The sequence below is a fragment of the Paenibacillus sp. FSL R5-192 genome, from assembly GCF_000517845.1.
Classification (GTDB): domain Bacteria; phylum Bacillota; class Bacilli; order Paenibacillales; family Paenibacillaceae; genus Paenibacillus; species Paenibacillus amylolyticus.
This window is the reverse complement of the sequence record NZ_ASPR01000015.1, coordinates 239,916-262,351: the sequence shown is the minus strand read 5'-3', so window position 1 is coordinate 262,351 and position 22,436 is coordinate 239,916. Positions and strand designations below refer to the sequence as shown.

Sequence of the window (22,436 nt, the reverse complement as noted above, 5' to 3'; positions counted from 1 at the left end):
CCTACTGACTAACATTTGTCTATCTACCCCTCTTCTAGATCAAAAACAAAAGCCGGCAGCTCCTAAAACAGGAAGCTGTCGGCTATTTATTTCCTCTACCTAGCTGCCGATATTCGCTTGGCAGAAGACCTGTCAGTTCGCGGAAAATCCGGCTGAAATATTTTTCATCCGAATAACCCACTCGCTCCGCAATCCAGAAAATCGTATTATTCGTATTGAGCAAGTACTCTTTGGATTTCTCTACCCGGATGAAGCGGGAGTACTCATTAAAGGTTTTCCCCATCAAATCTTTGAAACATTGACTGAAATAACTTCGGCTGATATTGAGTTGTTGGGAGAGACCTGAAGCTGTATAGGCCTGCTCCAAATCCTGCTGCACGATCATCACCGCTTTTTTCACGGCATCGATGATTTCCTGTGAGTACGAAGTCTGTTCATCAGCCTTTCGAATGCTTGCAGCAGTCTGTTTGATCCATTCTTCAACCTCGTACCAAGACTCGAAAGAATGGATCATCGCGATTCTTCCAAGCGTAGTTTGGGCAAAAATACGGTTCCATTCCATCACGATTGAGTACAGCAATCCCATCAACTGACCTTTATGTAATCGTAAGGATATAAACTGGTCAATGAGTTGGTTATAGTAACTCTCATGGTGGGTCCATGGGGTTTGGAACCAACTTTGTTTAATCCGGTCAAGGTCCTCATCTTGCGGTTCATTTGAACATGTATCTTCCTCATTCATGGAAATGGTAATGACTTGGTTATTGGGGTTGTAAACATAGAATAAAGACGACTCTGTATAACTCATAATCCAGTTTTTGATTTGCGACCATGTTCGCTCTTGTACATCAGACAAAACTAACAACGTACACTGGGGAACTTGATGCAGGCATTCCTTCAATTGATGAAATAGTTGATCCTCTTCGGACGGGGGTGCAGCCCACATGCAGCTATTACACTCAACCTCCCACCTTATCTCATCTTCATGCGCAGTTAACTCCGTTGGCCACTTATGCTCTGATTTCCGCTCCTGTGAAACAAGTGCATACACATTTCGATAATGGACATTGATTTCATCCAGCGAAGGCATCTTTCTTATGGTGCTTGTCAACCCGTTAATTCGGGTATGAATTCGTTGCAGAACATGTTCGAATTGCTCTTTCTCCAGCTGCACTTTGGCTATATAATCGATGGCTCCGAGTCTTAGTGCTTCCTGGATATAATCGAAATCCTGATGCAGTGTTAACACAACGATATGAAGTTCGGGATAGAGCTGCCTCGCAGCTCGCATCAGTTCGATCCCTGACATGACGGGCATCGCAAGATCCGTTAGCATCAGATCGACCGGTTGGGTTTTCAGAAAATCCAGTGCTTTCGCCCCGTTGCTTGCTTCCCCTACAACCTCCATGTCGAACTCGTTCCATGGCATCGCAGAGCTAATACCTTTGCGTACCAGCTTATCATCATCTACAATCAATACCTTAATCATGCCGAGATATCTTCTCCTTTAATAGGCAATACGAGCAGTATGCTTGTCCCTGTTCCCAATTCACTCTCAATCACCAGTTGTGCTTGGTCCCCGTACTGTGCTTTCAACATGCGGTGAACGTAATTGAGTCCGATGCCCATCCCTACTTTTTGTTGTTCAGCTTCACGATTGTTCAGCAGATTATGAATGGTTTCCTCAGTCATACCTGCACCATTATCTTGTATCATAATGTTCAACGTTGAAGTGCATGTCACTTCAATCTGAATAAAACCTTCGTCACTTAATCCATGATATAACGAATTTTCAACCAGCGGTTGCAGAATAAAGCGGGGCACAGCAATTTGAAGCACTTGTTCATCTGCAGTAATGCGGACGTCAAATTCAAAGTCATAGCGAATTTGCTGCAAAATCAGATACTGTCTTAACGCATCGATCTCCTCTTCCATGGTGGATACTTGCCCTAATTTGCCTAGATTGTAATAGAGCAGCTTGTTCAACGATTGTACCAGCTTGTCGATCTCCCCTTGTCCGTTCATGACGGCCAGCCAGTGCACCGTATCGAGCGTATTCATCAGAAAGTGCGGGTTGATCTGATAAAGCAGTTTTTCCACTTCCAGGTCTGCACGTATCTTCTCTTTCTGCTGAACTTCCTTGAAGAGGTCACCAATCTGATGCTGCATATTCGAAAATTCACCCAACAGAAAATCAAATTCAGGAATCTGAGTGCGAGCTCGGCTCCCTTTTGTTTGTGGATTCTTGGACATTCCATTGATCTCCGAATGAAACAGACCGAGTGGTTTGTAGACCATCTTCCACAGAAGCCAAGCGAGAAACACGGTAAAGCCGAGGAAAAATAAAGCGACCAGCAAAATTTGAAGCAACCACTGGTTTTTCTCCTGTTGATATTGAGACTGCGAAATGACCGATACGACACTCCATTTCTGTGAGGAATCCTCCTTGAACCAGTGATACCCGCGGGATATCCCGTCTTTGGCAGGATCAACTGTTAAGCTGGAGAAATTCTCCCCTACCTTCATGGCTTCCGGTATTTCACTGTACACAATGTTTCCCTCACCATCCAGGATGAGATGAGACAATGCGCCGTTGTATTGATTGTAGCCCAAGATATCCTGTGTGAGGCGAAAGCCTGATTCTACGTAAATGAACACGTCGTTCCTCTCGGAAAGTTGTACTTTTCGCATAGCAGACAGAACGAGTTGATCATCGAATCGGTTCATACTCATATGGGGGCCATAGTACTTAATGCCATAGGTTTGGAAGAGCACAGGCAGAGACTCAGGAGAGAAACGATCCTTGATTGGAAAGTTGCCGAACTGAGTAGTACCTTCTTTTTGAAAGTAATACAGGGTTAATCCGATATTAGGATTGGTGAAGGTGACAACACTTAACTCGTTCTTTATTTCGTCCCTGGCCTCAATCAGTTCGAAGATATCGGAGGACGGATTCAAGAATTCATCCATTCTTTTGCCTAAAGTCCCCCTGTAAGATAATTGTTGCGTCACATGATTCAGATTGGTGATGGAATTCTCCAATGAGGATGTCACCTGTTGTAAATTGCTGCGGATACCATCATCGATCTTATTTGCGAAAATGGAGTCGATCGTATAATAAGAAATTGCAAATATACTGATAAAGGGGATAAACGCACTGAGAAAGAACAGTAAAAATATTCTTTTTTTAAGTGTCATGGGAACCTTTTCTCCTTCTGAAAATGAAACAGCAAGCCTCCTGCGTATGGAAGCTTGCTCTGAATATACATTCAAGCGGACAGGCTGTCTGTATCCTGTCCAAGTCCAATTTCCTTTCATCATTATAGATTGATATTCAAATAAGTCAAACGCTTTCATACTGTGCGCATATAAAAAGTGCTACTCCTCAAAATAATGAGGAATAGCACTTTTATATGTGTACCTTACTTCAGTTGTAATCACTTCTTGTTAATGGAATGCTCAAACATTTCAGTCTACTCTCGTACCGTCACATTTAATTTGTGTGATCTGGTTTCCCCTGAAGAATTACGAAGTACAGCTTCATACTCGTAGATTCCAGGTACTCTTCCAGAGATTGAGGTAACCGCAGACTGTGCACCAGGCGAATGAGATTGCAGCGATTGTGTGTCAATCGATACACCATTTTCGTAAAGTTCGTATTCGGTTGCGTTTGTTCCCCACCACAGATTCATGGTGACATTATAGTTGCCGTCACCGTCCCAGTTGTCGTTCGACAGAACAGCTTGCCCCGGGGAAGCATCCGTGACGATGACTGTTAGTGGAACACTCATGGTTGAACCCAGTGCATTGATCAATTCTCCAGTATAGATATAGGTGCCATTTTTCTTTCCAGTAATATCAACTTGAACAGATTGGGCGGACGGGGATTGATCGACCAGAGAAATTTCTTTAATCAATTCACCATTCTCATACAGCTTGAACTGATTGCCGTTATTCCCCCACCACAGATTCATAGTGATTGTATAGTCTCCGTCTTTGAGCCCCGTGACGTAACCATTATTATCAGATAACACCGGAGTACCTGGGGCACCGTTTGCAAGTGGCGTTGTCTGATGGAGCCATTCCTCCCACTTAATCAGCACACTTGTCTGCTCATCCGTAAATACGGTTCCTCTAACTGCTTGAACGTCATTAGCGTAGGCTGCAAGCAATTGACGCGCTTTTGCTCCTTCACGATCGTTTGCTGCCTGTTTGGCCTGCTGTAACGTGTTTGTGAGCTGATCAGCAAGAATGCTGGCATTAGGATCGATCGATTCATCAGCAAAGGTGTTGGTCAGATTAATCAGGCTGTCGAATGTAGTAATAACTGCAAAACTATATTCTACCGTCTGTTCCCACCCAGCCAAATCGGAGACGGTTGCCGTAACCTGGTTCAGTCCGGGTTCCAATGTATACGCAGGAGTGTCGAGAAGCACACCCTCTGGTTCTTCTACACCGGATACCGAATCGGAGGCTGTATAGCCAATTTCCACCTGCTGATCAATGGTGTACTCGGTTTGACCATGAATTTCAATGGTTGGAGGTACGAGATCAATGGATATGGACAAAGACTGTTCACTCTCTTTGTTACCGTCGACATCGACACTCCAGTAGGTGATGGTATGTGTACCTTCTTCAGTTAGAGTCAACTGTGTACCACTTACCGTTTCGCCACCATTAATTTGATAATAGGTCCCTTCAATATCGGAATCTTCATCGCTTGCTGTGAAGGTTACTTGTGCCGGAGAAGTATACCAGCCGTTCTGCAATTCTCCTTCCACAGTTGCCGTAGTATGCGGGGCCTCCTGCTCCGGAGATTCTCCTTCCAACGTAACAAAATCAGATAAAGGTATATTCAATTCCTTCACAAGGCGTGCTACGAGTTCAGACACCTTGATTGCACCGTTCATTTGCAAATGTGTATTGTCTTCCGTTGTGCCTACCCACATGAATATCGATTTGGTTCCTTCTGTGCCAAGCTCCTGGAAATGCTCCCAACTGGCTTGGTTCAGATCGATGATAAGCGTTTCCGTTTCCTGCGCCGTTTCTTTCATCGCCTGTACGTATTCCGGGAAGCTTTTGTTCAGCACCTCTCCGGTAAAATCACGACGGTTCACTGGTGTGACCAGAACCGGAATCGCACCTCTCTGCAGAGCACCGTTAATGTATTCTTTCAGATATACCTTAAATTGCTCTGGTGTAAGATAACGCTCTGGACGTGAAGGTGTGGAATCGTTATGAGACCACTGCATGAATAGATAATCGCCTTCTTGAATGTCGAGTAAAATATCGTTGAGATATCCACCGACCAGGAAGGTCTTACTACTCAAACCTCCAACTGCCCGGTTATCAATACTGACTTCATTTGGATCAAAATATTCACCCAACGTTTCTCCCCAGCCCGCTTGCGGACGATAGTTTTCCGCGTAATTGGCCACCGTGGAATCGCTGGCCAAATAAATAACTGGTTTATCACTTGCACTGTGATCTGGCAGTCGCTCCAGCTTCAGCGCATTGATCTTCGGTGCATTTCCGGTAAAGTTGAAGTTAAAGACCCCATCAATCAGGGCAACGTCATACGTGATTTCTTTGAATTCGCCCTTGGCAATGCTTGTAAGCGGCAGCTTTGTCATCTGCTCTACAACGACATTTGCGCTGGTCAATTCCTCCGCATCCCCGATGGTCATCGTTACCCGGTAATTCGCCGGCTCCATTTCCGTCAGGAAGGAGGTGCCGTTTACCCGTGTGAAATCCTCCTTGAGCAAATCTCCGGTTTCCCGGTTCTCATCTTTGGTCAGCGCAGTATCAGCAAAGCCGTACCCATTGCCTTCAATGTACGCTCTTTTGGCATCTACCTTGATGTATCCGTCGGCTGCGTCGCCAGAACCAAAGTCAAATTTGTATTCACTTATCTCTTCGCTTGGTTCACTTGTCAATGAATCCTTCGCCACAGTTAACATGTTAAACGTATGGTCAACTTTAGCCTGCGTGGCTTCCGTATTAAATATAGCTTCCGCAGCTGCCAAAGCCCGGTTCACCACGGCCTTCGATGCATCTGTATATTCCGACAGATCAATTGCTTTGATCTCATCGTATAGAGCGATTAAGGCCGTCTGATCGCCACTCTCTGAAGAGAGCTGAGTGCCTTCAATCCGCACGTTATCGATCTGGGTAGTCCAGTTCAACGTGCCTCCACCGCCTTTTCTCGTTCCCAGGAACCGCATGGATCTGACGTTGTCCGCATATGCGGCGGAACTCAGCGAGATATCTGCAATCGTTTGGGTAACTGTCGGATCGGCTAGGTTCGTTAATGTCAGATCCAATGTTTTTTCGGCAAAATTAACGGTTGCATCAACATTGACCCACTGGTTCTTGGAAATATCTGTAGCCGTTCCCCCTTCGGGTATGGCTGTATCCCCTGTGCCGTAGTCTGGGTTATATGCACCGACAAAATAATGAATTTTGGTGCTTCCGGTTTTGGTATACAGCGTGAACAGGGCATTTTCGTTTGAATCCTGTATTGTGAGATGACCTTCTGATGGATAGGCACTCACATTACCGGACTGCCAGTCAAAGTTCACGTTCACCTGATCGCCGTTTACGGCATCGAACAGACGGAATACCTTGGCCCGATTGCCCGATCCGGAACCCGCGACGGACAGTACCTTATTTCCGGACTGGTCAACAACGGTTCCCGTCATGGTTCCTGCAATACCCGTGGCATTGACCATCGCATATTGGTAGTTGGCAGCGTCGCCTTCAAAATCCTCCTCATATAGCTGGGCTTCCGGATCTGGCTCGGGTTCGGAAATATCCGGGTCGATGACCAGTGATGAAATGCTCAGCTCCATGTCTTTGACTGCACCAGCAACGAGTCCGGCAATTTTCTGTGCACCATAGCTGCTGAAATGCGTATTATCGTTGATCCCATTCGGGTATTTTGGATATTCACCCGGATTAGCATATAGGAACACTTTTTCCGTAGCTGTATTTCCAATTTTATCGTAGTAAGCAATACTCAACTTGCTGAGATCAATCAGCGGCACGTCCTGCTCCTTCGCCACTTCTTTGGCAGCCTGAACGTATGCCGGGAAGCTGACGTTGAATTCTTGAGTCACCGTGTTGAAATCTCTGCGTCCAACCGGAGTGAGCAATACCGGTGTAGCGCCGCGCTGTTTGGCACCATTTACATAACGAGCCAAGTAAATCTTATAGTCCTCCGGTGATGCGTAACGGTCCGGTATCCCTGCACTCGCGTCGTTATGACCAAAGGAAATGAAGAAGAAGTCCCCCGGTTTAATTCGTTGCAGGATTGTATCTAGACGACCGTCTACCATAAACGATTTGCTGCTTCGGCCACCGATCGCATCGTTCACGACGACTGCCCTATTGGAGAAATAACGTCCGAACTGCTGGCCCCATCCTTCCTGAGGAGCTTGCGCTTCACTGTAAGATTGCATGGTTGAATCACCAGCCATATAGATCGTTGTTGCCGCACCAGCCGCTTTCTCTGGGTATTTCTCGATGATGACGTCTTGGATGTCTATGGCTGTACCCGTGAAGAGAAGATCGAGCTGTCCATCCACCACAGCAATATCATAGGAATACTCCAGTGGTGCTCCTGCTGTCACATTGGTTACGGCGAGCTTCTGGACGAATTCGGATTTGACTCCAACGTTCGAGTCATTTGCATCATTGCCCAATCGCAGCGTCACCTTATAGTTGGCATTGGGCAGATCAACGGCAAATGTCGTGCCCGCCGCGACCGAAACCTGGTTTGCCCCTACTGTGACACCACTTGTATCCTTGAAACCGTATCCCGGATCTTGTGCGTAGAGCGTATCCTGTATGTTTGTACTTCCCGACGTAGTCTCTGTACCGAATTTAAAGCGGTAGACCGGCTCCAGCATTTCAGCTTCGCGAGTCAGCGCCAGATCGGCTTTAGGGAATGCTGTAGCTTCCGCTCCAAGATAAAAGCCGGTATGAGGCGGCTGGTTGTAGGCTACATTTTGCCAGGCTACGCCAAGTCGATACACAGGGTCCTGCATCAGCGTAGGGATGCGATAGTCTGAAGGAATGGTCGTTGTGTAGAGACGATACTCCGAACTATCTTCGCTCCGCAGCAGAAGCTCCTCACGCCAGTCGCCCAGAATGTCCGCCTGAAGTGCCGGATTGCCTTTGGTATGGTTGTTCGTTAACGTACCGGTCGCCCGGAAGATTTCATTCAGCTTTTTGTTTTGGTAATCCCACTTATAGATGAGTGGAATACCTTTGGCTGTGCTATTATCCCACTCATGGTCCAACAGCTCCCGCTGAAGATCTCCATCCCACCAGATGGCGAAATTGGCGGTTTTGGGCCCTTCGTCCACAGTGTAGATAGCCTCTCCTGCTGCTGAATAGGTATTGGTTACAGGTACACTTTGCCCGTTGGTAACGGTCGTGGCCCATGATTCGTAACCCGGATAGTTCGGATCAATGTCCGCCGACATCCCGCGACCGGTGTCAAAACCTGTTTTCTCACCCCAGAGGATTTCACCTGTTGCTGCATTGCGCATCTCCAGTCCGTATGCCGCATCCGAATGCTCATGCACGCTTACGACCTGATAGCCCTCCCGGTTCGGATCGAGCTGGCCGGCGTGCATGGCGTCACCGTGGCCGAGTCCCGTGCTGTACAGCAAGCTGCCGTCATCATCAATGGCCAAGGCGCCAAACATAATTTCGTCCTTGCCGTCCTTGTCAACATCCAGCACACTTAGATTATGGTTGCCCTGTGATTGATATTGTGATCCTGCTTCGTTTGTGTCAAACGTCCAGCGTTTGACGAGTTCCCCGCCAACATAATCATAAGCAACAAGCACTGTGCGGGTATAATACCCCCGGCTCATCACGACACTTGGCTTCGTACCGTCCAGATAAGCAATCGCGCCAAGGAACCGATCCACACGGTTGCCATAGCCGTCACCCCAATCGTTGACGTTGCCTCTTGGCGGATCATAATTCACAGTGGATACAGCCGCGCCAGTCTCACCGTTAAACAGCGTGAGATATTCTGGACCTGACAGTATGTATCCGCCGTCGTTGCGATAATCCTTCGTGCCATCACCAATGACTGTGCCTTGGCCGTCCTTCGTGCCGTCTGCCGTCTTGACAACAACTTCGGCCTTTCCGTTGCCATCCAGGTCATACACCATTAACTGCGTATAATGCGCTCCGGCGCGGATGTTGACTCCCAGGTCAATCCTCCACAGCTTGGTGCCATCCAGTTTGATAGCATCGATATACACATTGCCGGTATAACCTGCCTGCGAATTGTCCTTGGAATTGCTCGGACTCCACAGGAAAACAATTTCATATTCGCCATCCCCATCCAAGTCAGCTACGGAAGCGTCACCTGCATAATAGGAGTAGGTTCCACCATCCTTAGTCCGGCCATCGGCCGGTTTATCGAGCGGGATAGGTAGATAATCGTTATGCCAGACCGATGCAACCTCCGGTTGCATTTGCTCTTTGCCTGCAATAACGGTGGAGATCTGATATTGCGAACTGTCGAAACCAGTGGTGTCCACATAGTTGGTCACATCGCTTATGGGCGATGCGTTCACTTTAGTTCCGTTTTTATATATATTAAAAGCGATATCATCTGGATCGTTGTTTAAATACCTCCAGCTTAAAAAAACGCCGTTGTCTACAAGAACCGCAACCAATCCCCGGTTAAGATACTCTGCTTGGCGACCCGGCAGGCTGCTTGATGACTCTGCACGTATCGGCGCCGGAGGAACAGCCAGTGAAATAACCATAAGGAGTGCTAAAAAAGATACAAACATCGATTTTTGGATGGAAACAGTTCTTCGGATCATTCGATTAACTCCCCCTTATCTAAAAATTCATTTTTAGAATCATCAGTTCGATCCTGCCCAGCTTCTTGTCATATGAACACAATTTATAGCCACCTCCTCTTTATGTTACCGCTTACATTTATCTTACAGGTCTAAAAAAAGACAGACAATCTAAAAAATGTGACGTATTATATAAGATAATTGACTTTTTTAGGAAGGAGATGAAACGATGGTTCATACGGTTTCTTATGCTTTTCGTAATGACGATACATCAATCATGACACTGGACTCTATTGGATGGCAGATCGTTTCTAGTGAGGAATATCGTTGTCCAAGTGATGATAGACCGGACCCGGGGCACGTCGTTTTTCAATACACGCTTAATGGCCAGGGTTATCTGGATATTGACAATCAAACGCTCCCTTTACCGAAGGGGCATGCCCTACTTGTCAAAATTGCAGGAGAACATTGCTATTACTATAAACAAGAGAACAACGAACCATGGGAATTTATATGGATCAACATTCGCGGGGATGAAGCCAATCGAATTTGGGATATGATGCATGATAATGAGGGACATGTCATTCGACGAAACGCGGACTCTCCCTTGATTCAAGAGTTATGGCAAATTATCCATTTGATTCATCAAGAGAAGGTTACGGACAAGTATCGCTTGTCCATGCAAATCTATAGGTGGTTGCTTATCCTGGTACAGACGAGTCGGGATGCGGAGAAGGATATCGGTGCACTATCCATAACAACGATTGAGAAATGTAAAAAGTTCATCCGAGAGAATTATGCATCTCCATTGACGTTGGATCTTCTAGCCAGCCATTGCGATATTAATAAACACTACTTGTGCAGGTTATTTCAGAAATCCGAGAAAACATCACCGCTAGCCTATCTTAAAGACAGACGCATTGAGGTTGCAATCCGACTACTCCGCACAACGGAACTTCCGATTTCTCAAATTGGTCAACAATGCGGGTTTGAGAGTCCCAGCTATTTCGGCAAAGTTTTTCGGCAATATATGTCCATGTCGCCCAAAGAATATCGCTTGAATAAGTTAGAGTTTCCTTATGAGGCCATCTATTATGAATAGCTAACCTCGCTGTTTGCTAGTTGTCCTTGGATTTGGAACTGCTCTTATACCAATACAATAAAAAAAGCCGCTAGAATAGCGACTTTTAATGGAACTATGTTCTTTGTGTGCTTCGATAATTGATGCGCTTATTGAGCGGTGTATCCTCCATCTATGATCAAGCTATTTCCTGTCATATATGAAGAATCGTCGCTAGCCAGGAACAGAACGGCTTTTGCCATCTCATCTGCTTGACCCAGACGTTTCATTGGTGTTGCCGCTGAAAGTGCTTGTTTGCTCTCTTCCGGGATAATCGGTGTATCGATAAAACCTGGGCAAAGGGAGTTCACCCGAATATTCTGCTCAGCATACTCCAGCGCGAGCGAACGAGTCAGGTTTACAACGCCGCCTTTAGCTGCATTGTAGGCTGCAGAGCCAGGCGAACCAACCCATCCGTACATGGAAGCCGTGTTGACGATTGTACCTCCACCAATTTTGAGCATTTCGCGAATCGATTCACGAGCAACCAAGAATACGCCGTCCAGGTCAACATTGACTGTATTGCGCCATTCGGCATAATCAAGCTCATGCGTAGGATGAACACGTCCGATTCCCGCATTGTTGAATACAATATCCACTTGACCAAATGCTTCTACAGTTTGTTTGAAAATCTCAGAAACCTCTTCTTCACTTGTTATGTTTGCTTTAATAAAGAGAGCCTCTGCTTTAAGCGCTTTCAGTTCCTGCTCAAACGCCTTGCCTTTTTCTTCATTTAGATCCACCAAGACCACTTTAGCTCCTTCGGAAACGAATAAGCGAGCTGTCGCTGCACCAATCCCGGATGCTCCTCCTGTGATGACTGCAACTTTATCTTGAAGTTTGCCCATGAATAAATCCCCCAGTATAATATTTTGAATAGCGCCTATATAAATAGTGCTATATGATGTTTACAAAACTAATTCTATGCTTAAAATTGTAACAATCCAATCATTAAGATGTGACCAAGTGTCTACCTCGTAGACACTTTATAAAACTATGTCTATATTTATAGGAGTTTTTTTGAATGAATAATGAACTTATTGTGACATCTCAACATCGTAATCGAACCAAGGAGCACCTAAAAACTGCTCTGATTCAGCTCATTAAGAAAAAAGGATTCCATGGTGTTTCTGTCAAAGACATCGTTGATCAGGCAGGTTATAATCGCAGCACGTTTTATTTACACTACCAGGATAAATATATTCTCGCCGAAGAGTTGTTGATTTTGACACTCGAAGGATTGAGGGGCGCAGTAGGCAAACCCTATTGGCACGGTCAAAAGGTTTCAACAAACAAGCTGGATGCCGAATCTTTTCAAATCGTGGATTATATTTACGAGCACCGTGATTTCTTCGAACTGATTCAATACGATGATACGTTACCCGGTTTACATACAGGCTTTCCACAAACCATACTCAAAATCTATCAGGAGCAATTTGTCTTTGAGACGATCAACAACTCCCCAGTGAACATGGACTATTTCAAGTACTATACCGCCTACGGTTTTTTTGGACTATTAAACAATTGGATATTAAGCGGATATCGTGAATCACGTGAGGCATTTATCAAAAACGTGATTGATCTCACCAAAACGCATATTCACTCTTTTCATTATGTCGGTAACACGTTTGAATCTTGATCTCAAGTAAGTTGATTTGTGAACATCACGATGAACGATATGTCTGCTTTAGATAACAGGCTAGTTGCAGATGGAGCAGATGCTCCTGATTACTCAGGGACATGCCCAGACACCAACAGGACGCAAAATCACAAGGGATTTACAGCACAAATAAAAAAAACAGGCATGCATTTACACGAGAGGAATAAAATCCTCAAGGTACATGCATGCCTAAGTGAAAATTAATTAGATACAAGCCCAAGCGGTAAACGGACTATGTCCTTTTCTCTAGACCATTGAACATAGACTACTCTATATAAATTAAATCATTATAATACGGGTCCCATTCTCCAGTTACAAATCTAGCAATGACTGCTTTTTCTAAACTAACAGGTGACCAAGACTCCAGTTCGGAGGCAACTTCAATCTGTGAAGCACTGGGATTTTCAGTCACAATATCACCCTTATGATCTACCAATGTATATCCATCTTCAGTTTCCTCTTTGTACATGGGAAATGTCATCCTAGGTATTGGAGCATTACCAATCACTTTCCAGATACCATCTTCAATCCTGGAGTTTACAGTCTGTAATAAGAAAATGATTGGATTAGAAGTGATCTCACTTACTGTTGGGTGTTCCATTGATATCAAATCAAATACAATCATACAATCTGATATTCTTCCTTCAGAAACAACTTGTCCATAACAATTCAAATCCTGATTTAGTTTTATTGAGAAGACATCTCCTATCTTCACCGAAACTCTTTTTTTCATTATTTTATCCTTTACTATTTCTTTTTTATTCGACCTAGTCTTCTAAGTGGAAGTTTTAACAGCGTATTAATTATTCAGGGTTGCAGAATACTTTTCAGTACCAGTTTTATTAATTAAAGCAACTTCAAAATCAGATACCCATGTAAGTTCACCTAGATGTTCAGCATAGGCAAATTCATCTGGTTGTTCTGATATGACCTTCTCTAAATGTACTTGCGTACCATCACGTTGTAAAATAGATAGGAATATATCCATGCTATCTACATTATGATGACAAATGACTCTAGCATTGTACTCTTTATTAGGGCTCTTCACGTCTTTTTTCCAAGTCCATTCATTTACATAATCTAACTCCTCTATTTGCAAAGCTATCTCCCTAAATGGATCAATATCCCAATTATTACGTAGAGCAAGTTTCTCTATGCCTTCCATTAGCAGGCGAAGCGTAGCCTTTTTTTTCTCCAACTCATTTTTTCCACTAAAGTCATTCAAACTAAATTGGATCGGTACCGAACACACACCAGAATCGTTAACAATACGTTCATCCGTAATGTTTTCTACACAATCTATTAGGACTTTCCAACAATCTTTCGTTTTGTATTTCCCCAACAGACGTTCATACATCGCTGTAATACAGCGAGTTTCCAAACTAAAAGAGCGTCTTTTCCATTTCCAATTCAACGCATAATCTAATTTTGTTGCTTCGTTGTACTCACATTTTTGTTTTTTCATTATAGATTCAATATTTTCATCATCTACAATATACGGTAAATCCAAATTGAGTTCTTTTAGATACATCTGGTTCTCTCCTTAGATTACTCCCGATGGTTAGTGCATTATTAACTTCTATCCAAACTTGAAGCCCAATTTTTGAAGCAATTAAGCATTTCTTCTAAATTTTTTGCTCCCCCTGCACTGTGAAACACTCCATCTCTCACGATACAGTAGAACCAATCTTCTTCATTTCTCTCTTCTTCAATCGAATCAAATGGCACATCTTCTAAATAGGTATCCGTCAAATCGATTTCGACAGACCAACCAGGATTATCCACCGTATCAATTCGCACACCGTATGAATGCTCCCAATCACCGTCACAGTTTTCATAATACCAGCTTTGAATCCATTTTAGGATATCCATCATCGTGACCTCTTTTTTTGTTTTTTCTACTCTAGGGACTTATTATTTAAAGGAATTCTCATGCCATGTTGCATACTTTTTTCGTATGAATTACCTTATAGTAATAATTTGCTTTTTTTACGTAGGGTATACTTAAAAACAAGGGGAAAACTTTATTTCAAATCAAGGAGGTCATTATGAAAAAAATAATATTGTTTATCTTCATTAGTATGATTATACTTTCGGGCTGTTCTAACAAGGATGAGAAAGAGAATTATCCAGTTTTCAAGGGCACTGTAGTATTTAAAACAGATGAAAATGACAAGTACAAATTCCTTGTTCTTCAAAATGTAAGTAAGGAAGACCTGGAGAATGGAAATCTTGAGGATTTTATAGAATTAGCACAAGACCAGGAAGCTTCGTATTATTTGGTCAATAGAGAAACATATGAAACAATTGAGGTAGGGCAAAGAGTAAGAATTACTACTGGCTTTGACCAACTAGAACCCTCGCCACCCATTAGAACGGTTGTGAGTATTGAACAAATCAATGATTAAAACTTATTAAATATGAACTATTTTAAGTTATGTATCATTCTCTCATTCGAAATATATTTCCCCAAATGATAAAAAGACCTTAACGTTTTAAAGCAAAAGTAAGGTCTCTTTATCATTTTAATTTCAAGATCAGAGTTGAATCACGTGCAGTTAAATCCGACCACCCGGTTCTCTCCTTTTATTACGCGATAAACCCTCCCGAAATTCAGGCAAATCAATACTAAGGCTTTTGAGGTTTTTTAATCATCTCTACGCCGTCAAAGGTAAGGCTATCAATATCCGCATCCTTTTTCAACATATATTTATCAAAGAACGCCTTTGTATAAGAAGTGATAATGTTGCGCTGTTCCATCGCGTCCCGGGTTCCTCTGGATGCTTTATCCGTAGTTGTAAACAAGGAATCGGAGAAGTCACCATGGACTACATTATCAATAATGGCAAAGTAGGTGTCCTTGCTGTTGGATTCAAGAAGAAATGCATTCGTATTATAGGCAAGTACAGTGCTGAGCTGCATGAAGGGTTTCTTAAAATGACTATCCAAGGCACCTAACATATTACCGTCAAGGTTTACAGCGCCGACAAATCGGTCATCGTCACGGCTAACAATTGCCGCTGTCGTTCCTCCAAAAGAATGTCCGAACACACCCATACCGAGATCAAGCTGCAATCTGCCTTTAAACATAGATTCCATGTCACCTGTATTCATTTTGTACAAGTTATCTGCAACATATCGAATATCCTCGCTCTGTAAAACGGCATAGTTAGCAAACTTGACTGCTTCAGGCGCGGAAGTTAATTTGCGAGCAATCTCAATAGCTTCTTCTTCCTCAAGCTTCTCTGTCACAATTTCAGGTGGGGTTAGGGTGGCCGCTTCCATTCCGTATTTCGTTACTTCGTCCATAAATTTCTCTGACATACCCATCGTTCGTCCATCTTTAAGTTTGTACACGCCACTTTCGGCATGGCCGATGGATACCACAATATAGCCGGCGCTTGCCAGGTCTTGTGCGAACAAAGTGCCTTGCTGTGGGTAAGCGCCTGCGCCATGAACAAAGAATAAAACCGGATATTGTTTTTCCTTTTCAGACAAGGCCAGATCGTCGTAAGACCATGTCTTGAAATTGGAATCAAAAAGCTGCTCACCACCCGCGGTGCCCCCTAATCTAACCAAAAGCTCATCCCTCAGTGAATGAAACTCCGGAAATGCATACTCTGCCGTTGGTTTGCCCTCATTGCTGTCGGACGGATAGAAAAATAATGCTGTCAGTTCTCTTTCTGATTGGTCTGATGCTGTGTACTTGAAGTCCATCTGTGTACGCCCGACCGTATAACTTCCCATTGGTTTCGGAAACTCATTCTGTGCGGAAGCAACGTTATTTTCAGGTTTCGGAATTTCCTCCTGTGTTGAAGTCCCGCTATTAGTGATGCTGCAAGCGGAGAGCATGGTCAGTGAGAGAACAGTTGCTAGAATCGTTGTCAGTCTTTTTTTCATCATTTCTCCTCCAATTTGTATTCATGCAACTATCATAAACGGATGAGAAAAATAAAAAATCGTACAAAAGGGCAAGACCCAAGTGTACGATCGGGCAAATCTATGAAATGTTTGATTATAAATGCAATATTCCACGCTCTACGGCGACGGCGACGGCCTGCGACCTCGAATCCACACCCAATTTATTGTAAATACTCGTTAAATGAGTCTTTACAGTCCGTTCGGATATGCCCATATCAAAGCCGATCTCTTTACTTCGAGAGCCACGGGCAATTGCTTGAAGCACGATCAGCTCTTTGTCTGTAAGAGATATCCTCGCGGAGGATGACTCTTTCGCCTTTTCTGATGTCTTGTGAGCAAATACTTTCTCGCTGATCTCCGGAAGTAGCAACGTTTCCCCCCGCATCGCTGCATCAATCGAGCGAAATATCATCTCTCTTCCCGTGTCCTTTAGCAAATACCCTTTAGCACCTAAAGCCAGCCCGCGGATCATCATTTCATCCTCGTTATATGTAGTCAAAATAATGATCGGTATATCCATTCCTTTAGCTCTGAGCGCTGTCATGGTATCCAGGCCGCCCATTTCAGGCATGTTTAAATCCAATAGAATTATGTCCGGATTGTAAGTATCTACCCGTCGAATCGCTTCCTTACCGTTAGATGCTTCTGCAATTACCTCGTACCTTTGATTGGTTTCCAGGATCAGCTTAAGTCCCTCCCGAACGACGAAATGGTCGTCCACGATAAGAATCTTGATAGTCATGCGTTGGTTTCCTCCTGCTGTAATGGGATGCGAACAGAAACTTGGGTTCCTTGCTTTCCGCTTTCAATTTCGATCTCCCCGTCCATAATTCGAGTTCGTTCATATAAACCAATTAAACCATAACTACCGGATTGTCTCTCGATGAGGTTGGTATCGAACCCTATTCCGTCATCCGTTATGTTTAGCTCGACTTCCTTTTCCCGTGCAGCAACCACGATTTCTACATTCGTAGCATTAGCATATTTAGCTGTATTGGCCAAGCATTCTCGGATGATATGTAAGCTATGTTCGAAGATCAACTTCGGCACCACCAGATGGGGCATCGATAACCGAGTGACAACACGAATCCCTGTTATATGTGAGAAATGTTCAGCCTCTTCCTTCACTGCTTTAGAAATATCTATGACCTCTGCAGAATACGAACGCAAGTCGTCAATTGCGCTTCTCGCTTCTGAAAGCGTGCGCTTTGCTTGGGCTTTTGACAACTGAACAATCTCGTGGGCACGATGGTTATTATCATTTTCTAAATGCGCATCCACGGCATCAAGCTGCATGATAAGACCTGCCAGCCCTTGTGCAAGGGTATCATGTAAATCACGGGCCATCCTTTGACGTTCATTGGCAATCGTTAGCTCCTCCACTTTCCTGTGCGCTCGTTCCAATTCACGTAAAAACGACTGGGTCCGCAATTTGGCACGAACTTGTTTATAGAACAAAGCAGCATAGCCGATTACGAAAAACATGATGAAGAAGAGCGATGGTACTGTAGATGGCAAATCCTCGGTAGTCCCGAGCCAAACCAGGGAGGCAGAAAACAAGGTACAGTAAAAGGTACATACCAGAAGCACCTTCATCCGTTGAGCGTATACGCCAATACTCTGACCGGCCAAAGCCGTCAATAGACTTACAAAAATGAGAGAATGAGCATTAGGCATGAATAACGCACACCCCCAGACAATACATCCTTGTGTCACAAAATAAATCCAGGGTCTTCGATCGACAACGTATCCTGCATACCAATGCAGCAGAACGTGAACCAGAATGAGAGCTGTAAACATCATAAATTCAAACCATGTGGGCAACATCGGTAGCTGGGAGTACAATGCAGAAAAATAAATCAGAATACCCCAGATCAAAGCAGGCAGACGAGAATCACGCAGAACATTTTGAATATCAGATCGGGAGCTTGTATACGGTTTGTCTTTCGAATAATCACTCATGCTTGATCACCTCTATCAAGTACTATCTCAAAACAATCTCTCTAAACACAAAAAAAACGGTACATTACTGTACCGATCTTTGACTCACTCCATCTATGTTAATGTACGAAGTGTCTCGAAGTCCAGCCCCAGCAGAATCGTCACAATTCCACGCAGCCTTACCGCCCCGCACTATCCCATCATCCATTTCTTCTGTGAGCATGTATTCCTCTATTCTGCTGCTATACTACCCAATTTCATTTCATGGTCCTCTGCTCCTTCCAAAAAGACCATCACATGTTTTCCAATACACCAGCTACATGCTTTGTTTCTTTATATTTAAAGTAATCAAAATCGGCATGTTTTCGGGTTCCACCTAGATCCTGCACACAAAGACCGATATAAGTTCCCGTAAACCGGATATACTCTGGAGATTCATCGGACAGATGTGTGATATCAACCCACCCGCCTGCAGTATTCCAGGATGAATCAGTATTTAACGCATAATAAAAGCGGGCGCGATCTTGATCCACCACAACCTTTAAACGGAGCGTGCTCAACAACTCTAGCGGAATATCCTCCAGCAGTTCGTCGTATACCCCGTATTTGGACTGAATGATCCCCAGGCAGAGCCCTTTCTCCTCATGATAAGTTACACGTAAGTAGAGATAGTCCTGGGTATCGTAGTACAAAATCAATCCAGCCATTTGCTGTGGATGGTCCGGCGCAAATTCCAGACACGTCTCGGCTTCACACTTCAAGGCCTGAAGTCTCCGTGCGATCATGCTTTGCCTGTGCGTTGAACTCATCGACTCCATGCCGTGCAATCGTATGTAACCGGGACGTTCCGTCAAGCTGAGCCAAGTCGAATCGGGTGGAATGCGAAGTGTATTCCAATCATGCCGAAGCTCAAAGTGATCAAAGTCATCCATTTCAGCAATCGGCTCAAACGGATGGGACTGGATCATCGGTGCAGGCACCTGAACCTCCGGATATCGGTCACCGCTCGCAAGTCTCAGCCAGCCGTCCTCACTCCACGTACATGGCTGAAGTGCGGTCTCACGTCCAAGAATGCAATATTTGTGCTGAACGGGTCGTCCGACCAGATGAGCCATGTACCATTCGCCGGTATGCGTTTCGACCAGACTACCGTGGCCTGCCTTTTGCAGAGCTAAATCCGGTCTGCCGTATGAAGTGAGGATCGGATTGGCAGGATCGACCTCATAAGGACCTTGTAACGTACGGGAACGTGCTGAGGTAACCGCATGCTCATAACCGGTTCCACCTTCAGCCGTAATGAGATAATAATAGTCCTTGTGTTTATACAGGTGGGGTGCTTCGGTGAGGCCTAATTCTGTTCCCTTAAATATGTTCATGGCCGGTCCGATCAGCTTATGTTCCTGGACGGAATATTCCTGAAGAACGATGCCTGCAAACCGATTTTTGCCCTTACGGTGATCCCATATCATATTGACCAGCCACTTACGCCCGTCTTCATCATGAAACAGGGAAGGATCAAAACCGCTGCTGTTCAGATACACCGGATCGGACCAAGGGCCCTCGATATCCGTTGCTGTCACAAGGTAATTATGGGTATCTTTAAAAGCGCCTACCCGGCTTTTGACATCGGTGTAGATCAGGTAAAACACACCGTTGTTGTAACTAAGACAAGGTGCCCATACGCCTCCGGAATTAATGTTGCCCTCCATGTTCAACTGCGTTACACGAGTCAGCGGAGAAGCGATGGGCCGCCAATGAACCAGATCCCGGGAATGGTGAATTCGTACACCAGGGAACCATTCAAAGGTGGAAGTGGCGATATAATAATCCTCCCCTGCTCGGCAGATGGACGGATCGGGATGGAAACCGGGCAGGATGGGATTGGTGATCATTTTCTGGATCTTATTCATGGAAGAAACCTCCGGTATGAAAGTAATGATCTGTACAACAGCAGATTCACGAAAGGTAGATATCAGTACCAGCCTAGCGCTTTTTTGCCGGCTTCCAGGGCGGTTACGATCCGCTCTACATCATATACATTCCCTCTCCAAGTCCCACCGCTGACCGATTGCAATGCAGCCCAGAGCTTTGTATCATCCGGCAAAGCTTCATCAGGTCTCATATCCGGGTGGAAGGGCCTTTGTGCCAGGATGAGAGCGCCTTCTTCCGGTGAAAACTCCAGATCGCCTTCTCCGACAAAGTTAACGCTGCCCTCCAGCGTGTTACGATCAACCGCGATGTCAATCAGGTCTCCGTTCCGCAGCTTGCCAATCGGTCCGCCTGCCAGCGCTTCGGGGCCAACATGACCAATACACGCTCCGGTGGAAACACCGGAGAACCGGGCATCCGTAATCAGTGACACGTATTTGCCAAAAGGCAAATGTTTAAGCGCAGATGTAAGCTGGTACGTCTCCTCCATTCCGGTTCCCGATGGACCTCGCCCAAGAAGCACAACAACGTCTCCAGCCAGAATACCTCCGGTCTTAATCGCATGGATCGCCTCACGTTCAGTGGTAAAAACCTTTGCTCTTCCACGATGACGATATACGCCATGTTCATCCAATACAGCAGGATCAATAGAGGTGGATTTGATGACTGAACCTTCCGGAGCGATATTCCCGGTTGGAAATGTTACGGTCGATGAGATTCCAAGCCGCTGAGCGTGTTCTACACTCATGATGACACTGTCTGGATCGATGCCGTCCTGCTCTTTTAACTGCTTCCGCATGAGATGACGGCGTTCCGACGATTCCCACCAGTCCAGTACCTGACCCAATGAAGTACCTGTAACCGTTGGTACAGACTCATCTAACAGACCAAGCTGTCTGAGGTGTAGCATGACCTCCGGTACACCTCCTGCCTGAAAGACACGTATGGTCGGATAAAAGATCGGTCCGTTTGGTAGGGCGCTAACCAGCCTTGGAACATTTTTGTTGACCTGTATCCAGTCCTGTACCGCGGGTATGGTTAAACCGGCGGCATGGGCAATCGCCGGTATGTGAAGAAGCAGATTGGTCGATCCGCCAAACGCGGCATGAACGGTCATCGCATTGCGAATGGATGCATCGGTGACAATGTCTGCCATCCGCATCCCCTGTGACTCCATATGGATGAGTGCACGTGACGATTGGCGCGCCATTTCAAACCAGATGGGCTGCCCGGAAGGTGCAAGCGCGGCATGTGGCACTGTCATACCCAGTGCCTCTGCTACAACCTGGGCCGTAGCCGCGGTACCTAGAAACTGACAGCCTCCTCCCGGTGTAGCACAAGCTCGACATCCTAAATCCGAAGCCATTTCCAGAGAAAGTTCCCCGTTGACGTACCGTGCACCGATGGTCTGAATTTTACCGGCATCCTCTCCATCGGTAGGCGGAAGTGTGACGCCACCGGGAACGATTACACTAGGCAATTGCGGCATGCCGGCAAGTGCGAGCATCATCGCTGGAAGGCCTTTGTCACAAGTGGCCACACCAAGCACGCCTTTACGTGTTGGCAGCGAGCGAATCAGTCTGCGAAATACCATAGCGGCATCGTTCCGGTACGGAAGCGAGTCAAACATGCCGGTTGTCCCCTGTGATCTACCGTCACACGGATCGCTGACATATCCAGCAAACGGGATTCCTCCCCGGCTTGACAGTTCTTCTGCGGCAGCCTTCATCAGCAGGCCGACCTCCCAGTGGCCCGTATGGTAACCGAGTGCTGCCGGGCTGCCGTCTTCATTGCGTATGCCACCTTGTGTACTCAAGATCAGAAATTGTTTTCCGTTCAATTCCCCGGGCTTCCAGCCCATTCCAACATTCTGGGACATGCCGAACAAGTCGCCGCTTGGAGCATTCCGCAGCAAATCATCCGTTAAAGGCAGACGTCCGGTAGCCCCTGGAGCATGTGCTATGATATCGAAGCAGTTGGACGCGGTCTCTCCCATAATCGACGTAATTTGTTCGTACATGATAGCCTC

General features: G+C 45.3%; 15 protein-coding genes. 3 read left to right on the top strand and 12 right to left on the bottom strand.

The window, feature by feature from the left end:
* Positions 1–82 precede the first annotated feature (82 nt).
* The 3 genes from C161_RS15995 to C161_RS15985 form a co-directional block, all read right to left on the bottom strand.
* Positions 83–1,489, bottom strand: coding sequence for a response regulator transcription factor (locus C161_RS15995; RefSeq protein ID WP_036671453.1), 1,407 nt, complete (start codon positions 1,487–1,489; stop codon positions 83–85).
* A complete protein-coding gene (locus C161_RS15990) occupies positions 1,486–3,198 on the bottom strand; it encodes a sensor histidine kinase (RefSeq protein ID WP_036671448.1) in 1,713 nt (570 codons plus the stop codon). The genes C161_RS15995 and C161_RS15990 overlap by 4 nt, the downstream gene beginning before the upstream one ends.
* A 275-nt stretch (positions 3,199–3,473) precedes the next feature.
* Entirely contained in the window at positions 3,474–9,857 is a 6,384-nt protein-coding gene (locus C161_RS15985; protein WP_036671445.1) for a rhamnogalacturonan lyase family protein, read from the bottom strand.
* Between the two features lie 208 nt (positions 9,858–10,065).
* Here C161_RS15985 and C161_RS15980 point away from each other — a divergent pair, with 208 nt between their 5' ends.
* A complete protein-coding gene (locus C161_RS15980) occupies positions 10,066–10,938 on the top strand; it encodes a helix-turn-helix transcriptional regulator (protein ID WP_036671442.1) in 873 nt (290 codons plus the stop codon).
* A gap of 128 nt (positions 10,939–11,066) precedes the next feature.
* On the opposite strand, the gene C161_RS15975 is transcribed toward C161_RS15980, so the two are convergent.
* Complete coding sequence (locus tag C161_RS15975) at positions 11,067–11,804, bottom strand: SDR family NAD(P)-dependent oxidoreductase (protein ID WP_036671439.1); 738 nt, start codon at positions 11,802–11,804, stop codon at positions 11,067–11,069.
* Positions 11,805–11,980: 176 nt separating this feature from the next.
* On the opposite strand from C161_RS15975, the gene C161_RS15970 reads away from it, so the two are divergent.
* Complete coding sequence (locus C161_RS15970; protein WP_036671432.1) at positions 11,981–12,595, top strand: TetR/AcrR family transcriptional regulator; 615 nt, start codon at positions 11,981–11,983, stop codon at positions 12,593–12,595.
* Positions 12,596–12,881: 286 nt separating this feature from the next.
* Here the strand turns inward: C161_RS15970 and C161_RS15965 are convergent, their stop codons facing one another.
* The 3 genes from C161_RS15965 to C161_RS15955 form a co-directional block, all read right to left on the bottom strand.
* Positions 12,882–13,349 carry an Imm26 family immunity protein gene (locus C161_RS15965; RefSeq protein WP_084650243.1) on the bottom strand — a complete coding sequence of 156 codons (468 nt, stop codon included), beginning with the start codon at positions 13,347–13,349 and terminating at the stop codon, positions 12,882–12,884.
* Between the two features lie 66 nt (positions 13,350–13,415).
* Positions 13,416–14,147, bottom strand: coding sequence for a hypothetical protein (locus tag C161_RS15960; RefSeq protein WP_036671428.1), 732 nt, complete (start codon positions 14,145–14,147; stop codon positions 13,416–13,418).
* A gap of 41 nt (positions 14,148–14,188) precedes the next feature.
* Entirely contained in the window at positions 14,189–14,491 is a 303-nt protein-coding gene (locus tag C161_RS15955) for an immunity 53 family protein (protein ID WP_235193831.1), read from the bottom strand.
* A 173-nt stretch (positions 14,492–14,664) separates the two neighbouring features.
* Between C161_RS15955 and C161_RS15950 the strand changes: the two genes are divergently transcribed.
* The gene (locus tag C161_RS15950) at positions 14,665–15,024 is read left to right on the top strand and encodes a DUF3221 domain-containing protein (protein ID WP_036671424.1); all 360 of its coding nucleotides are present in this window, start codon (positions 14,665–14,667) and stop codon (positions 15,022–15,024) included.
* Between the two features lie 220 nt (positions 15,025–15,244).
* Here C161_RS15950 and C161_RS15945 read toward each other — a convergent pair whose 3' ends face one another.
* The 5 genes from C161_RS15945 to C161_RS15925 all read right to left on the bottom strand — a co-directional run bounded on the left by C161_RS15945 (position 15,245) and on the right by C161_RS15925 (position 22,427).
* Positions 15,245–16,519 (bottom strand): alpha/beta hydrolase, encoded by a 1,275-nt coding sequence (locus C161_RS15945; protein ID WP_235193830.1) that lies wholly within the window; start codon positions 16,517–16,519, stop codon positions 15,245–15,247.
* 112 nt (positions 16,520–16,631) lie between these two features.
* Positions 16,632–17,279: a response regulator gene (locus C161_RS15940; RefSeq protein WP_036615473.1), complete on the bottom strand. Its 648-nt coding sequence runs from the start codon at positions 17,277–17,279 to the stop codon at positions 16,632–16,634.
* Positions 17,276–18,499 carry a sensor histidine kinase gene (locus C161_RS15935; RefSeq protein WP_036671421.1) on the bottom strand — a complete coding sequence of 408 codons (1,224 nt, stop codon included), beginning with the start codon at positions 18,497–18,499 and terminating at the stop codon, positions 17,276–17,278. The genes C161_RS15940 and C161_RS15935 overlap by 4 nt, the downstream gene beginning before the upstream one ends.
* Positions 18,500–18,771: 272 nt before the next feature.
* Positions 18,772–20,388 carry a glycoside hydrolase family 43 protein gene (locus tag C161_RS15930; protein ID WP_084650238.1) on the bottom strand — a complete coding sequence of 539 codons (1,617 nt, stop codon included), beginning with the start codon at positions 20,386–20,388 and terminating at the stop codon, positions 18,772–18,774.
* Positions 20,389–20,450: 62 nt separating this feature from the next.
* On the bottom strand, positions 20,451–22,427 hold the full coding sequence (locus tag C161_RS15925; protein ID WP_036671418.1) for a YjhG/YagF family D-xylonate dehydratase: 1,977 nt from the start codon (positions 22,425–22,427) through the stop codon (positions 20,451–20,453).
* Between the last annotated feature and the right edge of the window lie 9 nt (positions 22,428–22,436).

Coding starts and splice junctions, on each gene's coding strand:
- C161_RS15970 (WP_036671432.1), top strand. CDS start 11,981: ATGAATAATGAACTTATTGTGACATCTCAACATCGTAATCGAACCAAG.
- C161_RS15980 (WP_036671442.1), top strand. CDS start 10,066: ATGGTTCATACGGTTTCTTATGCTTTTCGTAATGACGATACATCAATC.
- C161_RS15995 (WP_036671453.1), bottom strand. CDS start 1,489: ATGATTAAGGTATTGATTGTAGATGATGATAAGCTGGTACGCAAAGGT.
- C161_RS15975 (WP_036671439.1), bottom strand. CDS start 11,804: ATGGGCAAACTTCAAGATAAAGTTGCAGTCATCACAGGAGGAGCATCC.
- C161_RS15965 (WP_084650243.1), bottom strand. CDS start 13,349: ATGAAAAAAAGAGTTTCGGTGAAGATAGGAGATGTCTTCTCAATAAAA.
- C161_RS15960 (WP_036671428.1), bottom strand. CDS start 14,147: ATGTATCTAAAAGAACTCAATTTGGATTTACCGTATATTGTAGATGAT.
- C161_RS15990 (WP_036671448.1), bottom strand. CDS start 3,198: ATGACACTTAAAAAAAGAATATTTTTACTGTTCTTTCTCAGTGCGTTT.
- C161_RS15940 (WP_036615473.1), bottom strand. CDS start 17,279: ATGACTATCAAGATTCTTATCGTGGACGACCATTTCGTCGTTCGGGAG.
- C161_RS15950 (WP_036671424.1), top strand. CDS start 14,665: ATGAAAAAAATAATATTGTTTATCTTCATTAGTATGATTATACTTTCG.
- C161_RS15945 (WP_235193830.1), bottom strand. CDS start 16,519: ATGATGAAAAAAAGACTGACAACGATTCTAGCAACTGTTCTCTCACTG.
- C161_RS15930 (WP_084650238.1), bottom strand. CDS start 20,388: ATGAATAAGATCCAGAAAATGATCACCAATCCCATCCTGCCCGGTTTC.
- C161_RS15985 (WP_036671445.1), bottom strand. CDS start 9,857: ATGATCCGAAGAACTGTTTCCATCCAAAAATCGATGTTTGTATCTTTT.
- C161_RS15925 (WP_036671418.1), bottom strand. CDS start 22,427: ATGTACGAACAAATTACGTCGATTATGGGAGAGACCGCGTCCAACTGC.
- C161_RS15935 (WP_036671421.1), bottom strand. CDS start 18,499: ATGAGTGATTATTCGAAAGACAAACCGTATACAAGCTCCCGATCTGAT.
- C161_RS15955 (WP_235193831.1), bottom strand. CDS start 14,491: ATGATGGATATCCTAAAATGGATTCAAAGCTGGTATTATGAAAACTGT.